We start from the raw sequence: 17814 nt of genomic DNA on the forward strand, positions 1-17814 counted from the left end.
GCGGCCAAACTGGGTCGAACGCCATGGGAGAGGCCATGCAACGACGCACGTTTGTCCGGAGTGGAGCATCGGCGGTGGCGCTGAGCACGCTCGCCGCTTGTGCCCGAGCGTTCCGGATTCCACTGGACGCGATGGTGCGACCCGACGCGTCGATTGCGCGGTCGCTCGACCCCGATGGCACGTGGGTCGACGCGCTGGCGTACGCGCGCTGGACGCCGTCGCCGCACAACACGCAGCCGTGGAGGCTGCGTGTCACGGGACCGCGGTCCGCCGAGGTGTTCTACGACCCGCGACGCCTTCTCCCGACGACGGATCCGACGGGCGCGTTCACGATCATGGGGCTCACGATGTTCGTGGAGTACCTCACGATCGCCGCGCGTGTCCGGCACCTCGACGTCGACGCCACGATCCTCGAAGCGACGCTGGACTACTCCGCACCGCGCCCGCAGCCCTTCGCCACGCTCGCGCTCCGACCTGCCACCAGCGATCCATCGTTTGACCGGCAGCTCATCCTCGATCGCAAGACGTCGCGGCTCCCGTACGACGGCACTCGCGTCGACGCGCCTGCGCTCGATGCCCTGCGAGCGATCGCCGCGTCGCATGGCCATCGGGTCGACGCCAGTTCAGACGACGAGTTCGTGAAGTGGGCGATCGACCTCAATCGCTTCACGCTGTTTGCCGACCTCGACGACGCGCCGACGCGCACCGAACTGCGCCGCTGGATTCGCACCTCCGACGAAGAAGCCACGAACCCCGGCGACGGGCTCTGGGCGCATTGCATGCGGTTCCCCGGTTGGCTGATGCGCGCCTTCTTTGACGACCACGCGCGCTGGGGCCGCGGCTGGCGCGCCAGGATGTCCGGGCAGATGCTCGTGAACGGCATGCACGGCACGCGGACGATCGCGTGGTGGCAGGGACCGTTTGCCACACCGGCCGACTGGATCGCTGCCGGTCGCGTGATGGGGCGGAGCTGGCTCGAACTCACGCGGCGCGGCGTCCAGCTGCATCCGTTTGGATCGGTGATCACCAACGCCAGAGCCCACGCGCAGCTGCGTGCCCGGCTCGCCGCCGATGAAGGCGCAAACACCATCTGGCTGCTCGCGCGCGTGGGTCGCAGCGCGACGGCGCCTCGCAGCCATCGTATTCCGCAGGCCGACATTCTCGTCACCGGAGAGACGCTCTGATGCGCACCACCTTCGCGGCGCTCGCATACATCGTCACCTCGCCGATCGTCACCCTGCTGCACCGCGTTGGGCTCTGCGGCAGCCTGTTCGCCCTCCCCGGATTCGAACGCTTGCGGTGGAAGCTCGGCGAGCTTGGCGCGTGGCTCCGATTCCAGGAGGCGTGGCGCACCGTGCCTGCCTACCGCGCGTTCATCGCGCGCCGCGTAGGGAGTACCGCCGGTGGATTGCTGGCCATCGAGCACGTGCCAGTCACCGACAAGGCGTCGTACGTGAACGCCTGGCCGCTCGAGGCGCGCTGCGTGCGGGGTGCGCTGCCAGCGAGTGGTGTCGTGATCGACGAGTCTTCGGGAACCGGCGGCGCGCCGACGAGCTGGGTGCGCGGGGCGCGCGAACGCGATGCCAACGCGCGCGCGATTCGTCGCGGCCTTCAGCACCGTCTCGGTCGCCGCCCGATCTTCGTGATCAACGCGTTTGCCCTCGGACCCTGGGCGACGGGAATCAACCTCACGCTCTCCCTCTCGCGCTGGTGTCGCGTCAAGTCCCTCGGCCCCGACATCGCCAAGATCGGCAACACCCTGCGCGACTTCGGGCAGGGGCACCACTTCGTGATCATGGGCTATCCGCCCTTCCTCAAGCAGCTGGTGGACACCCTCGAGATCGACTGGGTCCAGTACCGCGTTTCCATGATCTATGGTGGCGAAGGCATGAGCGAATCGATGCGTCGGTACCTCATGAATCGCGGCATCGAACGCGTGTACGGCTCCTACGGCGCGTCTGACCTGGACCTCAACATTGCCGCCGAGACCGAGCTGACGATCGCGCTCCGGCGCCTGCTTGCCGACCGGCCTGAGCTCGCCGCGCGACTAGTGCACCATCGGGGCAGCATGCCAATGATCTTTCAGTTCAACCCCGCCGATTTCTTCATCGAGACCAACGCGGACGGCGAGCTGCTCGTGACCGTGTGCCGGCCGGACTACGTGGCGCCCAAAGTGCGGTACAACATCCACGACCTCGGCCACGTCGTGCGCTTTCCCGAGTTGGCGAAAGTACTGGCCGAGGTCGGCATCCCGGTCGCGTCACTCGATCGCTCGGCGCTCGACCTGCCATTGCTCTTTCTGTACGGTCGAGCCGACGCCGCGGTCTCCTACTACGGATGCAAGATCCCGCCGGCCGACGTGCAGGAAGCCTTGTATCGGGTGCATGCCATCGCCGGTGAGGTGGACGGCTTCCAGCTCGCTACGTTTGACGATGCCGAGGGTGACAAGCGGCTCGTGCTGCACCTCGAGGTGACCGAGGCGCTGGCCGGTGCCGACGCCGGACCATGGACAGGGCCCGTGTTTGATGCGCTGGCGGCGGTCAACCAGGATTTCCGCGAATCGCGCCGCATGGTGCCGGCCGGAAAGCAGCCGTCGCTGGTCCTGCACGCGCGTGGGGAAGGACCGTTCGCCGGCATGGATCCGCGCGTCAAGCGGCGCTACATCGCGCCCGCAGTCGGCGCACCCGAGCCGGAGCTCACGGCGGCGTCCTGAGCGTTCCGGAGACGAGGCTCCGACGCGAAGGTTGCCACCGACTCCCGTCACTCAGCGCGCATCGCGATCACCGGATCGACGCGCGATGCCCGGTGTGCCGGCACAAGAATGGCTGCCAGCGCAACGATGGAGAGGAGGAGCGGTACGAGCGCGAACGTCAGGATGTCGGTCGTGCTCACACCCACGAGCAAGGCACTGAGCGTGCGCGTGAGGACCAACGCTCCTGCCAAGCCGACCACGAGCCCGGTCGCCACGAGCCGTCCCCCCTGCCCGAGCACCCACCGCGCGACTTCTCCCCGCGACGCGCCCAGCGCCATTCGCACACCGATCTCGCGCGCCCGCTGCGCGACGGCGTACGAAATCACACCGTAGATCCCGACGGCCGCCAGCACCAGCGCGAAGAAGGAAAAGAGTCCAAGCACCTGTCCCTGCAGCCTCTGGCGCCAGAGCGAGTTGCTGACGATCTCCTCGAACGTGCGCACGTCGTACGCTGGCGCGCCCGGATCGAGCGACGCGAGCACGCGCGCGATCGTGGGTGCGATCGCGCGCGGCTCGGCGAGTGATGTGCGCACCACGAACGATTGGGCGTAGTCGGCCCACGCCAACTGCGGAAAGTAGATCGCCGGCCCCATGGGCTCTGGAAGTCGGTAGTGCCGGTAGTCGCTCACGACGCCGACAATGGTTATCCATGGCCGATCGTCGCCCGCGCGACCTTGCTTGATGCGTTTACCAATCGGATCCTGCCCGGCAAACTCGCGCCTGGCGAGCGTCTCGTTGATCACTCCCACGCGCGCAACCGTGTCGCGATCCATGGGCGTGATGCCACGCCCAGCCACGATCCGTGCCCCGATGGCGTCGAAGAATCCGGGTGCGACGTTCTGGAAATGCACGTCAAGTTCCTCGCCTGATGCAGCCGCTGGCCGCCCCTCGATCGCCATCCGTGACTTTACGTCCCAGCCGCTGAACGGCACACCGTTCGCCGAACCCACCCGCTCCACACCAGGGATGGCCGCGAGGCGCTCGTAGGCGGCGTCCCAGTAGGCACGCTCCCCCAACGAGCGCCAGCAGGAAGGACTCTGCGAGTACCTGCGCACCACGCTCGAACGGTGCGCGCCGAGGGAGAAAGCCCGCCAGGCAAAGCTCGACATCGAGGCGTATCTCACGGATGTCCTGACGCGCTGCACGGGCGCGCACGCGGCGGACTGGCTGCCGCGCGCCTGGCACCGCGCCCGCGCCGACGGCATCCTCGCGTAGCTCATCCCCGTCGGGCCGTCGACACATCGACAGGTACCCCCTTCGAGCCAGACGTTTACTGCCAAGGACACAGCGCTCAGGCAATCGGCAGGGGCGAAGCCCGTCCTTGACAATCGCTCTCTTAGAACGCTTGCGATCTGCCTCACGCCGTCGTCAGGACGGAACGCAGCTGATCCGCGTCACCAGGAGCCTGACCTGCGACACCGCGATACTATCGTAGTTCGCAGCGGCGATCGCGGCAGCTTGCGTGGCCTGCGCCGTGGGTGCTGGTCCGTCACACGACCCGGCTCGAACGATCGTCGCAATCCGTCCGGTCAGTACACGACCCAGGAGTACCCCCCGTTTCGACCTCCCCGCGCCGGTACTCGCGTGTCGGCTCGTCGCGGCGCTTGCCTCGATGGCGAGCGAGATCTCCGCTGCCGCGTCGACCTTGAACGCCAGGGCGCCGAGGCTTGTTGGTACCGTTTCGAGCAACACGGCGTAGGTCACCGTGTTCGTAGGCTCGACGCATGGTTCGGTCGTGGTACATCGGTCTGGAGGAGGACACGCGGCGAGTATGAGGAGGAGGCCGACCGTGAATGATCTCTTCATGGTTTCTTGTCTCCGCGAACTGAACCGCTGCGCAATGAGGCCGCGGGGTTGCTGATTGCGTCCATCAACAGCTCTTGCGATAGTGTGAGAACCGGATTCTTGTCGAGAAGGGCAAGCAGGTCGCCGAGGTCCCACCGGCCGTTCTTGTTGCCCTGCGCGTCGGCGAACAGCTGTTCATTGATGGTCAGCTGGCATGCGTCGCTCAGTAAGCAACCGAGGAGTCTTCGCGCGACCTCCTGTGCGTTCACGGTGGCCTCGAACACGGCGCCGAGTGTCCTGTTCTCCTCGAGTGTCACCGATTTCGGATTCTGGGTCGACTCGTCGCTCCACCGCTGGAAGGAATAGCCGGGGTTCGCCGTCGCACGGAGCACGACGGTCCGGCCGCAGTCGCCCTGTGTGCCTCCACTAACCAACACAATCGTGCCCCCGGTCGACTGGGTCAGGCCGATTTCGCACTGAACTCGCTGGAACGTTGCCACGAGCTCCTGGGACGATTGGGCGACGCGAACTTCCCGCAGGTTTCCGACGCCGCCATCTGACCAACGCTGTAGTAGCCAGCCTTGGTTCGCCGTAGCCCGCACAACGACCGTCCGACCACAATCGCCAGTTGCAGCTCCATTGGTGAATGCGACGTTTCCGCCCTGCGTCGGGTTCGCGTTCAAGGTCAAGGTGCACTGGGGTGCCTGGCTGAAGACCGCCACCAGCGTTCGATTCTGTGTCAGCGTGAACGTCCACGGATTCGCCCTGGCGACCTGCTGTCCATCCTCCACCCACTGGTCGAACGTGTGGGTGCCGGTGGGGGTCGCCGTTACCGTAACTTGCCGGTCGCACGGACCCGTTGTCTCACCGCTTGTGATCGTCGCTGTTCCCCCCGAACCCGCGGATATGCCAAGGGTGCAAATCGAGATCACGATAAAGGACTGACGGGCAGAGTTGTTGGTCTCGTTATGCTCAGAGATCGCGTTCGCAGGATCTACCTCAAGCACCGCTGTGTGCGTCCCCGCGGGCAACGGATTCGCCGTCACCGCGCTCAGTGGCACGCTCGCGGCGCCTGGCAGGGTCAGGATCGACCCGATCGCCATCACTTGCCCGTCCAAGAGGAAGCGCCAACCTACGCGCGTTGCCGTGGTGTTGCCCGTATTGCTAATGGTGGCTGACAACGACACCACCTGACTCGTCGTCGGATTGGCAGGACTCACATTGACAGCACCCGCTACAAGGTCGATCGCCTGCGAGATGACGGTGAAGCTCTGTGTCGACGTGTTGTTGGTTTCGTTCGACTCGGTGATCGTGTTCGTAGGATCCACTGCGAGAACAGCCGTGTGGGGTCCCGCGGCAAGCAGACTTGCCATCGTGATGCCTACGGGCGCGGTCGCGCCGGGCGTCAGGCTAGGGAGACTGCCGCTCCCTATTAGCTGCCCGTCTACGAGGATTCGCCATCCGACGCCTGCGACCGCCGCATTTCCGCCGTTGCGCACTGATGCTCTCAGAGTCACGACCTGACTCGTCGTCGGGCTCGGTGGGCTCACTGTTAGCGCTCCCGCGACCAAGTCGAGGAGGGGCGACGTAAGAACGGTGAAGGTTAGTGAAGCGATGTTGTTGTTTTCGTTCGACTCCAGGATCGTGTGCGCGGAATCCACTTCCAGGACCGCCGTGTGCGACCCCGCAGCTAACGGGTTCGGCGTCGTCACGCTCACCGACACGTTGCCAGTTGCTGCCAAGCCGGGAATCGACCCGCTCCCCACCGGCTGCCCATCCACCAGGAATCGCCACCCCACGTTCGATGCCGCGGTGTTGCCGGCATTGCTCACCAGCGCGCTCAGCGTAACTACCTGACTCGTCGTCGGATTAGGCGGCGTAACGGTTACCGCTGCGGCCACCAGATCGATGGTCGGTGTCGGACTGACCGTGAAGCTCTGCGTCGCAGTGTTGTTTTTCTCGTTCGACTCGGTGATCGTGTTCGCCGGATCCACCTCGAGGACGGCGGTGTGTTGTCCCACAGGAAGCGGCGCTGCCGTCGTCACGCTCACCGGCGCGCTAGCTGCCGCGCCGAGATTTGGGAGGATGCCGCTCCCAGCGACCTGCCCGTCGATCAGGACTCTCCAGCCGACATTCGTCGCTCCGGCGGTTCCGACATTGCGCACGACCGCACTGAGCGTCACCACCTGCGTTGGCGTGGGATTCGTTGGGCTGACCGTCACGGCGCCAGGGACGAGATCGACGAACGGCACGGGACTGACCGTGAAGCTCTGTGTGGTGGAGTTATTCGTCTCGTTCGATTCGCTGATCGCGTTCGCGTGATCCACCGCGAGGACCGCCGTGTGCGATCCTGCGCTCAACGGATTCGGCGTCGTCACGCTCACTGGCGCGTTCCCGCTCCCTGCCAAGCTCGGGATCGACCCGCTCCCGACCACCTGTCCGTCCACCAAGAACCGCCATCCCACGCTCAACGCCACGGTGTTCCCCGCGTTGCTCACTGTCGCACTCAGCGTGACCACCTGACTTGTCGTCGGATTCGGTGGACTCACCGTCACTGCCCCGGCGACAAGGTCAATGACCGGTGCGATAACCGTAAACGTTGCCGTCGCTGTGTTGTTGTCCTCATTCGACTCGGCGACCGTGTTCGCCGGATCCACTTCCAGCACGGCAATGTGCTGGCCAGCTCCAAACGGACCTGCCGTCGCGTTCACCAACGCGCTTGCCGCCGCAGCGAGACTCGGGATGACGCCATTCGCGGCGACCTGTCCGTCGACCAGGACTCTCCATCCGACGTTCGTCGCTCCCGTGTTTCCGACATTGCGCACGGAGGCACTCACCGTGACCACTTGACTCGTCGTTGGAGTTGTCGGACTCACCGTCACGGTACCGGGGACTAGATCCATGAACTGTGCGGGACTCACCGTGAAGCTTTGGGTCGCAGTATTGTTCGTCTCGTTCGACTCGACGATGGCGTTGGCGTGATCCACTTCGAGCACCGTCGTGTGCGATCCCATGGACAACGGATTCGCCGTCGTGACACTCACTGCCGAGCTCCCGGTCGCCGCGACGCTCGGGATCGACCCGCTCCCCACCACCTGCCCATCCACCAGGAAGCGCCATCCCACGCTCGACGCCGCGGTGTTCCCGACATTGCTCACCGACGCGCTCAGCGTGACCACATCACTCGTCGTCGGGTTCGCCGGGCTCACCGTCACAGCCCCAGCGACAAGGTCGATGACCGGCGTCGCGCTCACGGTGAAGCTCTGGGTCGCGGTATTGTTGGTTTCGTCTGACTCGACAATTGCGTTTGCGTGATCCACTTCCAGCGTCGCCGTGTGCGATCCCGCGGCCAACGGATTCGCCGTCGTCGCGCTCACGGGAGCATTCCCAGTCGCCCCCAAGCTCGGGATCGACCCGCTCCCCACCACCTGCCCATCCACCAGGAAGCGCCATCCTACGCTCGACGCCGCGGTGTTCCCGACATTGCTCACCGACGCGCTCAGAGTGACCACATGACTCGTCGACGGATTGGACGGGGTCACGGTTACCGCTCCAGCCACCAGATCGATGGTCAGTGTCGGACTTACGGTGAAGGCCAGCATCGCTGCGTTGTTTGTCTCGTTCGACTCGGTGGTCGTGTTCGCCGGATCCACCTCGAGAACGGCCGTGTGTTGCCCCACGGGTAACGGTGTTGCCGTCGTGACGCTTACCGGCGCGCTCCCTGCCGCCGCGAGACTCTGGACGATGCCGCTCCCAGCGACCTGTCCGTCGACTAGGACTCTCCAACCGACGTTAGTCGCTCCGGTGTTGCCGACATTGCGCACGACCGCACTCAGCGTCACCACCTGCGTCGGCGTGGGATTCGTTGGACTGACCGTTACCGCGCCGGGCACGAGATCGACGAAGGGCGCGGGGGTAACCGTGAAGCCGTGCGTGCTCGAGTTATTCGTCTCGTTCGATTCGCTGATCGTGTTCGCGTGATCCACCTCGAGTACCGCCGTGTGCGGGCCGACGGTCAACGGGTTCGCCGTCGTCACGCTCACCGGCGCGCTCCCGCTCGCCGCCAAGCTCGGGGTCACCCCGCTCCCCACCACCTGCCCATCCACCAGGAATCGCCACCCCACGCTCCGTGCCGTCGTGTTGCCCGTGTTGGTGACTGACGCCGTGAACGTCACGACCTGACTTGTCGTCGGGTTCGTCGGAGTCATTGTCACGGCCCCCGGCACCAGATCGATGCGCGGGGTCGGACTCACCGTAACGCTCTGACTCGCCGCGTTGTCCGTCTCGCTCAGTTCGTCAACGAATCCGCCCGGGTCTACTCGTACCTCGACAATGCGTGACCCGGCAGCGAGTGGTCCAACCAACTCTGAGAACTGACTTGAAGAGCCCGCTTGAAGGCCAGAGTTGACCGTACGGGTAGCCATCACTTGACCATCTACAATAAGGTTCCATGTGAACGACGGCGCGGCCGCCGAACCAGCGTTCACGATGCTACCGGTGACAGAGAGCTGCTCAGTGTCTGTAGGTGATGCGGGCGCCACCGCAATTGGAGCAACCATCAGATTGGGTTTAGGTGGCAACGTGACAGTGACCGATCGCTGTGAGGAGTTGTCCGTCTCGCTCGACTCCGGGATCTCATCGAGCGCGTCTGCTCGTACTTCGATCAAGTGGCTGCCTGGAGACAGAGGACCGACCACAGCGTTCACAGAAGCCGAGGCACCGGCCCCGAGCCCGCTCGCGATCCTTTGGGAGACAGCGACCGATCCATCTACGAGCAGCTGCCACGTGAACGGCCCTGCGCTGGCTTGACCCGTATTCTGAAGTGTCGCTGTGACGGAGATGGGGTCAATCGAACTGGGCAGCCCGGGAGTTATTGAGATCACGGGCGCAGCGAAGAGATTGGGTGCTGGTACGGTCAGGCTGAGTGGAACCTGCATCGGTGAGTTTGTCGCGAACGGCGCCGCAATCGTCAGCACTCCTTGATGGTTCCCCGGGTGCAGACCGCTTGCGCTAGCCGTGACCGTCACCACCTGGGCGCCAACTCCCGATGCGGCTGACAGTGTCGCCCAGGAGGGACCGCCAGTTATCGACCACGCCAGGCTCCCACCCCCACCGTTGCTGATCGAAAGACTTCCCGTGGCCGTTGTGGTCGTGGTAAAAGCGTTTGGTGTGAGACTCGCAACGATGGTCGGCGCCGCGGTAACGACTACGCTGACCGGGATCGAAGCGTTCCCGCCGTTCGAGGCTACTTGTACTGTCGCAGGCCACGTGCCCGGGCCCCACGCCGCCGCGGACGTGCTGAGGTTGATACTTGACGAACCTACTGTCGCAATGAGCCGGGAGTCGCTCGTCGTGGCGGTGACCACCAACGGCTGATCGCCAGCATTCGAGTAACCAACCACCTGCGCAAGGACCTCACCGACGGTGCCTGGCATTGTCACAGTTGTCGTTGGCAGGATCAACACAGGAGGCTTCGGGATGTAGATCGGCAGAACGAAATGGTTGTTGCTTTCGTTGGTTTCGGCGATGAGGCCGGGCAAGCCGATGCAAGTACCACTGTTCCAGTCACCATCCGTGAGGAATAGCAGGTAGGACTGGCCTACCGTGTACGCCTGCGGGGGCAAGTTGTCGCGCTCCGACTGCGTAAGCGTGCCACCGGGTGCGATGCCGCGGTTCCGATTCAAGACATTGCTATTGAGGTTCACCGAGCCCTGGCAGATCGCTTGCGGGCTGGGAGAGGTTCCCCAGTACACGTGGTCTCGCCCGTAGCCCGAAGGCACCCCAGGCACGGCGTTTACCCCAATGTTCTTGACGCGCCAGAAGTACTGGATCTGGCTCCGTGGCTTCGTCGGATCGCGCGGGTCATGGTATGCGTAGTCGATGTATGCCGTATCGATGATGAGGTCCACGCCACTGGCCGTTCCGCTACGCACATCAAACGTCACCGGTAGTCGCAGTGGCGAATTCGTTCCTTGTGGCGATGAGATGTCCAGGAAGCCGCTGTATTGCCCGGCCGTGAGTCCCTGCGGATTCGCACGTACCTGTATTGGCACCTGCGTCTCGTTTCCGCAGGAACGCGGGAACTCGAACCAATTGGGCACACCGCCCGTGGTGGTTCCGCTTACGCACCATGTGAAGGCCGCTTGTCCCTGAATTCGGAGAGTGACATCTGCGATCGCCTTCCCTCCACCGACGATGCCGTTCAGCAAGAGCGAGGCAGGCGTTGCGCTCATGTTGCCCGCGACGGGCGTTGGAATCGCTGTGACGGACACCTCATTCGAGGCAGAAGAATTATCTGCCCTGACGCGGTAATAGATCGTGATCGGCACACCGCTCACCGCGATTGCGTCGGACGCTGTGGTCTGGGTGGTCGGCGGAAGGGGGTTCAGGTCGGTGTAGCTGCGATCCTTCGAGCGCTCGACGGTGTATCTTGTCGCTCCAGGAACGACCGTCCAGTTGAGTGTGAAAGTCTCGCCGGGCCCCACAGTCGATTTCGATACTGTGAGCGTCGGTCCAGAGACTACGGGGACATCGAGCCACACGCTTACTGTGATTGGCGTTGCGCCATTCGCGGCGATCTGCAACGTCGCCTGATAGCGCCCGGGTGATAGCGTACCTCCGATTCTGCGCAGACTCAGTGTCGCAGCTCCGCCGGGTCCAACGGTTGGAGTCGAGAGCTGCCATCCAAGCCAGCCGCTCGGGGCTCCCAATTCACTGACCGTAACTCCATTGATGACGCCTCCAACGTTCGCATTGGTGATAGTGATTGGAAGCGGGCTTCCGTTAGGAGGAATCGAGGGACTGGTTGGATTCGCAGCGAGCACGGGCCGCAGCGACGATACCAGCAGTCGATCGAGCGCGGACCGAAGAAGCGTCCCTTGACTCACGTCAGCTGGGATCTCGCCAGTGTAATCGAGCTTGATCTGAGTATGCGTGTAGCCGAACCACTCAGCACCATTGAGTGTCTCTCGAACAAGGCCTCCAACGTCCCCCGGTTGCCCGTCGTATGCGCTCGTTACCGCAACGACACAGTCATCGTTCCCCTGTGGATCAGGCACTACACCCAGGCCTGAGCAGTCCTTGGTCTGAAATGACTTTCGTCGGCCTCCAAACGCATAGATCATGCTGGCGTCCTGCATCCGCGCGCTACGCAGCTGCGAGAGAAACGGCGAACCGGGAAGAGCCTCTTGTTGTGCGAGGGACCCACTCGACCAACCCGCATCCGTTCCTTGATGAGGACTGCCCAGCGTCAAGACGCGAATCACGGTGGAGCGGAGGCCGGATCCTTGCGTGAGCGCTCGAAGCGAAACGAGCCCACCGAAGCTGTGACCGACCAGCACGACGTAAGGTCCCAAGGTCTTTGACTGTACCTCGCGGAGAATCTCGACTTGAAGGCTATCACCGGCATGCGAGATGCTATTGAAGGTTGGCCATTTCCATCCGAAGACTCGCACCCCGTTCGCCTGCAGGTGCTGCACCATGCTCGTCCACTCCGCCCCGGCAACCCCTTGCTTGTTGAAGTGCCAGTAGTCGTTCAATCGGCGCGTCTGCGCCTCGGTACAGTCGTCGCCAGGGAAATTGTCCTCGGGGACGTACCCGTGAACGAGCACGACGTCATATCCACGAAGCGAAGTGCTGGGATTGCCCGGAACGGCCTCAAAGCGATAGGCGTTCGCGCACGCTGTCTGGGCCAAGGCCGTCTGTCGGGAGCCGACAAGTGCCCCTGCCAACAAGCAAAGTCGCAGTGCAGTGCCACCACGGCGGACGGGCGGGCGGGTGTTCCAATGCAAACGCCAGTTCGTCATCGTTGCTCCAGCTCCCGTTGCGGACGCGGCTGCGCAGGACATAGCGCTCGGATCGGCTTCGTCGAGCGCGACAACGGCAGTACTCTTGAGGAACTACGGAACTGCCCGAGCACCTACAGGCCGCGCGGGTGGTCGTTCGTCTGTGGATCAGACTTGGTCATGCCGCCCGGCACCCAAAGGGCGCGCCAGAAAGGGACGGTTGCTACCGAGGAGTCTGACGACTCAGCGACTGATGACCGTCATCCGAATACCGGTAGCGGCATCTGACGCCGCGCTGACGGGCGTTCCACGCAGGAAAGGGCTAATCTGGCGCTTGCGAGGTGCCCATCAAACCGGGTCAGGTTCAGTCAGGACGCCGCGAGCCCGACCGCATCTATCATGTGTGTATCGCGCCGAGTCTGAGACCGAAGCGCGGGGCGCGTTCCCGGCCACGAAGATCTCCGGGTGGGTGCCGCGATCAGCCCGGCAACGGCTCGCGTCGCCTGAAATTGGCGCCGCGCGTTGGAGCTCGACAGCGCGCCCTCCCCGGCGCGGCCGAAGTGTGAGAGGGCTGCGTCCGGGGCCGGCTCGACGCAACCGTCGGGCCCCGCACGTGGGATCGCCCTCCACTGGCTGCCACGCCCGACGCGCGCGATACTCTCCGGGCCGACCACGCCCAGAGGCCGATGACCCGCGTCCTGATCCACGTCGCCGAGCTGACATTCGAGGGACGTCTCGAGGAAAGGCTGGCGCCGCAGACCTGCGCCGCCTTTCGCTCGATTCTTCCGTTTCGCAGTCAGCTGATCCAGGCACGATGGAGCGGTGAGGCCGCGTGGGTACCGCTGGGCGACCTGAGTCTCGGCATCGACGCCGAGAACGCGACCTCGTATCCCTCGCGCGGCGACATCCTGCTCTATCCCGCAGGTGCGAGCGAAACCGAGATTCTCTTCCCGTACGGAAGTTGCGCGTTCGCCAGCAAGGTGGGTCGGCTCGCCGGCAACCACTTCCTCACCCTCACCAGCGGCCACGACCAGCTCGAGGAACTTGGTCGCCGGGTGTTGTGGGAAGGTGCGCAACCCATTCAGATCGAATTCGGCCCGGACTGATCACTCTCAACACGTCGAATCACCAACGCATGCCGATCCAATACGTCGACCCTTCCCTGCCCCGCGTCATCGACGGCTGGCGCTCACCGCGCCTCGGCCTGACGATGCCCGTCGTGAGCTACGGCCACGCCGGAACGCCGATTCTGCTCTTTCCCACCGCCGCTGCCGACTTCCTGGAGAACGAGCGCTTCTTTCTCGTGAAGGCCATCGAACCCCACCTGATGGCCGGCAAGGTGCGCCTCTTCTCGATCGACAGCATCAACAGCCACGCGTGGATGGATCGAACGCTGCCCGTGCGTGAGCAGGCGCGTCGCCAGGCGCTGTACTCCGCCTACATCGAGGAGGAGCTGGTGCCCTACATGAGGCATGTATCCGGTGACCGGAGCGCGCGCCCGATCACCACCGGCGCGTCGTTCGGGGCATTCCATGCGGCGAACGCGTTCTTCCGCCGCCCTGACCTGTTCGGCGGTACGATCGCGATGAGTGGGTTCTACGACCTGTCGACCAGCTACCTCGACGGGTACAGCGACGACAACGTCTATTTCAACAATCCGCTCTGGTATCTCTCCGGGGTCGACGGGCACGCACTCGACCTGTTGCGTGGTTCATCGCGCATCGCGATCTGCACGGGTCAGGGAGCGTACGAGGCCCCGGACGCGTCGCGACGACTGGCTGAGGTGCTCACGCAGAAGGGGATTCCGCATTGGCTCGACGTTTGGGGGTATGACGTGCGACACGACTGGCCGTGGTGGCGTCGGATGCTGCCCTACCACCTCGATACAATGGGGCTCTGAAGGGGTCGGGACCGGCGTCCGTGCATTTCTGGAGCGGAGCTCCATGATCGCACGGACGATCTCCCGCCGGATCCTGCCCACCTCGCCACCGCGCTGGACGAGACTCCGAGCGTGGCGCTGCTCGGGCCGGTGGCAGCCGAGCGCCGGCAGAAGTCTGGCCCTGTCACCAACGACACTTCATGCGTGCGTCCGCATATCTGCGTGCGCGAGATGAACGAAAGGCGAGGGACCCATGAACCCGTTCGACTACCAGCGCCCCGCAGCGTCGCATGGCCTGGAGCGCGAACGTTGACGCATCGCCTTGTGTGGCTCGCGCTCGCTGCCGGGGCAAACACCACGCCGATCGCTGCGCAGCGACGGCCCGAGGTCCAGGTTGGCACATTCCTTACACGGGACAATGGATGGAACTGGGCCCTGAACCTCTCGGGACGCCTTGGCCTGGCGCACCGACTGACCGATGGCTGGTGGGGTGTGGGCTACGTCGTCGGACGCATGTCGGCGTGTCCGTGCGGTGAGGTGCCGCAGATCCCGCTCCCACCGCAGAGCATCGAAAACGGGCTTGGCGCCGGCTACGAGATTCACCGCCGGATGCTGAGCGATCGCGTGACCACACTGCTCGGCGCGGAGTGGTTCCACGTGGTTCAGGAGGAATTGGCCACGGGAGGTACCCTCGTTGGCACTGCGGGCCTTGGATGGTATTGGGGCGATCGCAGGGCGTGGGGCACGGAACTGCGTTACGAGAGATTCGCTCGACGACTCTCAGCGACACGCGGCCGTCTCGAGTGGACCGTCGTGCGACGGTAGCGGCGCCTGGGCCCGACGCGCCCGGAGCGGCCGCGATGCGCGAGACGGTGCGAGGCAAGCACCGCCCCGTCCGCGGAATCCCGGCGCCAGCGCGCCGGGATCTGCGTTCGCGACTACGCGCTGAGCGGTGTAGACACGCCGAGCTTGAATCCGTCCAGATCCTTGAACTGGAACATTCGCGCGCCCCACGGACGATCCGCAGGCTCGCTGAGCAGGGCCACGCCGGCCGCCTTGAGCCGCACGGCCGCCGCGTCGACGTCCGCGACGCCAGCAACGTTGATCTGCAGGTAGAAGCCCTGCCCCTTGATCCGGTCCCAACCCAGTTGGCCATCGTCCTGGTTGAGCACGATGCGGATGTTCCCCGCGGCGATGACAGCGGCGACCACTTTTCCTTCGTTTTCGAACGTGTGCTCCACGGAAAAGCCGATAGCGTCGCGGTAGAGGCGGATCGAGGCGTCCAGGTCCTTGCAGGTGAGCGAGCACCCGAGGGTGCTGGCCTGAATGGCGGCGGTCGAAGCGGACATTGGTGACGTTGGGTACGGGTGAACCGCGCACGAAGGTTGAGTCGTGCCGAGGGCGGCAGTCTATGGAGCGTGGCGTCGTGACGCTACTGGCCCGCTCGCGCGCGCCCACGCAGGTAGAATCCCACGCCAGCGCCCACGAACAGCAGTGCGCCACCCACCACCTTGAGCTCGAACAGCCACACACTGAGCGTACCGGCCGGCGGGATGCAGGCCACGATCATCGCGAACAGCGTGAGCCCGAGCCCGCAAAGTCCGGTCACGATCCGCAGGGCGCGCCGCGGTGCGCCGGCGCCGCCGGCAACCTTGAGGTAGGCCAGGAACAGGTAGACGAACGGGATGAAGTAGATCAGGAGCATCGTGTCCAGCAGGATCAGGTACGCGCGCTCCACTGTGGTCCCGCGACCCAGCACCGACAGCAGCAGGAACAGGGTCGACAGTCCGGCCTGCACGAGGATCGCGACCCAGGGCGTCTTCCACCGCGGGTGGATGTGCCCAAAGGCCGGCGGCAGGTAGCGATCGATGCCGATCATGAACGCCACGCGCGCCGGGCCGATCAGCCACGCGCCCACGCCCCCGATGTTGCCTATGGTGTAGAGCAGCGCGCACGCGGGCACGAGCCAGCCCAGCGTCGTGCCGCTCGCGACCGCGGCCGCCTGGATCGCCTGCAGGAATCCGGACACGACGTTGACGTCGCGCTGCGGAATCACCCACAGCACCACGAGCGTGCCGACGATGTAGATGAATGCGATGAGCGCCGCCGAGATGGCCACCGCGCGTGGCAACGATCGACGCGGATCACGGATCTCGTCGTTGAGCGTCGCCGACAGTTCGATCCCGGAGAAGGCGAACGCGACCGACGCCCACAGGTTGAGTTCGGGCAGCGCGGTGAGGTCCGGCGTGATCGATGCCAGCGTGATCGGGTTGGCCGCGGGTTGCCTGGTGGCGACAACCACGCCTAACGCGATGAGCGCGAGCCCGGGCAGGTAAGTGGCCACGGCGCCGACGTTCTGCAGCCACTTGCCGGCCTGCAGGCCAACAATGTTGATCGCCACCGCCATCCACAGCATCACCAGCGTGGTGCCCAGCACGTAGCCCCAGCTGGCTTCGAGTCCCGAACCACCCTTGCCGATGGCGTACGTGAACATCGCCGCGGTCGCGATGAGCAGGTTGGCCGGGTACAGCACGTTGTTGATCCAGTAGCACCAGCCGGCGATGAAGCCGTGGCCCTCGCCAAAGGTCCGCTTGGTCCAGACGTACATGCCGCCCTGCGCGGGCTGGTGCACGGAGAACCAGCTGACGACAAGCCCGAGCGGCAGAAAGAACAGCAGGCCGGCCAGGAGCCACAGGGTCAGCGCACTCGGCCCCGCGGCCGCCGACGTGGCCATCCATCGCAGCGACAGCACCGCCACGAGGTTGAGCAGTACCAGGTCGCGCACGCCCATCGACCTGGGGAGCGCGAGCGATGGTGCCGTCCCTTCGGTCGAGGGCATCACGGGGCGGCGTGGGCGCACTCGGCGATGCAGGCGTCGAGCATCGCGAGTCCGCGGTCGACGTCTTCGGCGTCGATCACGAGCGGAGGGGCAAGACGCAACGCGCTGTGACCGGCGCCGAGCAGGAGGAGTCCGCGCGAAAAGGCCAGGTCCACGATGCGCCTGACGAGTGCGCCATCGGGCTCGCGCGTCACGCGATCGCGCACGAACTCCAGGCCGGCCATCAGTCCCACGCCGCGCACGTCGCCGATGCACTCGTGCCGCTCCATGAGCCGCCGTGCTCCGTCCAGGAGCCGCTGCCCCTGAATGGCCGCGTTGGCCATGAGCTCTCGTTCGACCAGCTCGATGGTAGCGAGTGCGGCTGCGCAACAGACCGGATTGCCGCCGAACGTCGAGCCGTGGGCCCCGTGGCCCCAGTTGTCGACCGTCTCGCGCACGATCATCGCACCGATCGGCATCCCGGATCCCAGGCCCTTGGCCGACAGGAGGATGTCGGGCTCGACGCCCTCGTGTTCACAGGCAAACATGCGACCGGTGCGCCCGATGCCGCTCTGCACCTCGTCGAACACGAGCAGGATGCCGTGCCGATCGCACAGCTCGCGCAGGCCGGTGAGGAACCCAGGCGGCGGCACGATGTATCCGCCTTCGCCCTGTACCGGCTCCACGAAGATGGCCGCGACGTCGCGGGGGCTCAGGTGCCGCTGGAACAGGTCGTGTTCAATGGAGCTGACGCACGCCAGGTGGCACTGCTGGCGGTGCGCACAGTGGCGGCACC

General features: G+C 65.0%; 11 protein-coding genes. 5 read left to right on the forward strand and 6 right to left on the reverse strand.

The features are described 5' to 3' along the window. The first annotated feature begins 35 nt into the window (after positions 1-35). Positions 36-1184: a hypothetical protein gene (locus IT361_05940; GenBank protein ID MCC6317217.1), complete on the forward strand. Its 1149-nt coding sequence runs from the start codon at positions 36-38 to the stop codon at positions 1182-1184. Continuing rightward, positions 1184-2713: a CoF synthetase gene (locus IT361_05945; GenBank protein MCC6317218.1), complete on the forward strand. Its 1530-nt coding sequence runs from the start codon at positions 1184-1186 to the stop codon at positions 2711-2713. Before IT361_05940 ends, IT361_05945 begins: the two co-directional genes overlap by 1 nt. Before the next feature lie 47 nt (positions 2714-2760). On the opposite strand, the gene IT361_05950 is transcribed toward IT361_05945, so the two are convergent. The 3 genes from IT361_05950 to IT361_05960 all read right to left on the reverse strand — a co-directional run bounded on the left by IT361_05950 (position 2761) and on the right by IT361_05960 (position 12231). After that, the gene (locus tag IT361_05950) at positions 2761-3876 is read right to left on the reverse strand and encodes an ABC transporter permease (protein ID MCC6317219.1); all 1116 of its coding nucleotides are present in this window, start codon (positions 3874-3876) and stop codon (positions 2761-2763) included. 244 nt (positions 3877-4120) lie between these two features. Next, positions 4121-4456: a hypothetical protein gene (locus IT361_05955; protein MCC6317220.1), complete on the reverse strand. Its 336-nt coding sequence runs from the start codon at positions 4454-4456 to the stop codon at positions 4121-4123. A 98-nt stretch (positions 4457-4554) separates the two neighbouring features. Further along, positions 4555-12231: a hypothetical protein gene (locus IT361_05960; protein MCC6317221.1), complete on the reverse strand. Its 7677-nt coding sequence runs from the start codon at positions 12229-12231 to the stop codon at positions 4555-4557. 776 nt (positions 12232-13007) lie between these two features. On the opposite strand from IT361_05960, the gene IT361_05965 reads away from it, so the two are divergent. The 3 genes from IT361_05965 to IT361_05975 all read left to right on the forward strand — a co-directional run bounded on the left by IT361_05965 (position 13008) and on the right by IT361_05975 (position 15025). Then, the gene (locus tag IT361_05965; protein ID MCC6317222.1) at positions 13008-13427 is read left to right on the forward strand and encodes a DUF3830 family protein; all 420 of its coding nucleotides are present in this window, start codon (positions 13008-13010) and stop codon (positions 13425-13427) included. A 104-nt stretch (positions 13428-13531) separates the two neighbouring features. Continuing rightward, positions 13532-14221, forward strand: a complete 690-nt coding sequence (locus IT361_05970; protein MCC6317223.1) for an esterase — start codon at positions 13532-13534, stop codon at positions 14219-14221. A 288-nt stretch (positions 14222-14509) separates the two neighbouring features. Next, positions 14510-15025: a hypothetical protein gene (locus tag IT361_05975; protein MCC6317224.1), complete on the forward strand. Its 516-nt coding sequence runs from the start codon at positions 14510-14512 to the stop codon at positions 15023-15025. Between the two features lie 113 nt (positions 15026-15138). On the opposite strand, the gene IT361_05980 is transcribed toward IT361_05975, so the two are convergent. The 3 genes from IT361_05980 to IT361_05990 form a co-directional block, all read right to left on the reverse strand. Beyond that, entirely contained in the window at positions 15139-15549 is a 411-nt protein-coding gene (locus tag IT361_05980) for a VOC family protein (protein MCC6317225.1), read from the reverse strand. A gap of 83 nt (positions 15550-15632) precedes the next feature. Next, a complete protein-coding gene (locus IT361_05985) occupies positions 15633-17039 on the reverse strand; it encodes an APC family permease (GenBank protein ID MCC6317226.1) in 1407 nt (468 codons plus the stop codon). Continuing rightward, on the reverse strand, positions 17039-17814 hold a 776-nt coding region (locus IT361_05990), incomplete at its 5' end, for an aminotransferase class III-fold pyridoxal phosphate-dependent enzyme (protein ID MCC6317227.1). The genes IT361_05985 and IT361_05990, both read right to left, overlap by 1 nt.

The organism is Gemmatimonadaceae bacterium (assembly GCA_020846935.1).
In the GTDB taxonomy this organism is placed as follows: Bacteria; Gemmatimonadota; Gemmatimonadetes; order Gemmatimonadales; family Gemmatimonadaceae; genus RBC101.

What these genes read in the sequence shown, in the direction of transcription:
- IT361_05940 (MCC6317217.1), top strand. Translation starts at nt 36, where the DNA reads ATGCAACGACGCACGTTTGTCCGGAGTGGAGCATCGGCGGTGGCGCTG.
- IT361_05945 (MCC6317218.1), top strand. Translation starts at nt 1,184, where the DNA reads ATGCGCACCACCTTCGCGGCGCTCGCATACATCGTCACCTCGCCGATC.
- IT361_05965 (MCC6317222.1), top strand. Translation starts at nt 13,008, where the DNA reads ATGACCCGCGTCCTGATCCACGTCGCCGAGCTGACATTCGAGGGACGT.
- IT361_05970 (MCC6317223.1), top strand. Translation starts at nt 13,532, where the DNA reads ATGCCCGTCGTGAGCTACGGCCACGCCGGAACGCCGATTCTGCTCTTT.
- IT361_05980 (MCC6317225.1), bottom strand. Translation starts at nt 15,549, where the DNA reads ATGTCCGCTTCGACCGCCGCCATTCAGGCCAGCACCCTCGGGTGCTCG.
- IT361_05985 (MCC6317226.1), bottom strand. Translation starts at nt 17,039, where the DNA reads ATGCCCTCGACCGAAGGGACGGCACCATCGCTCGCGCTCCCCAGGTCG.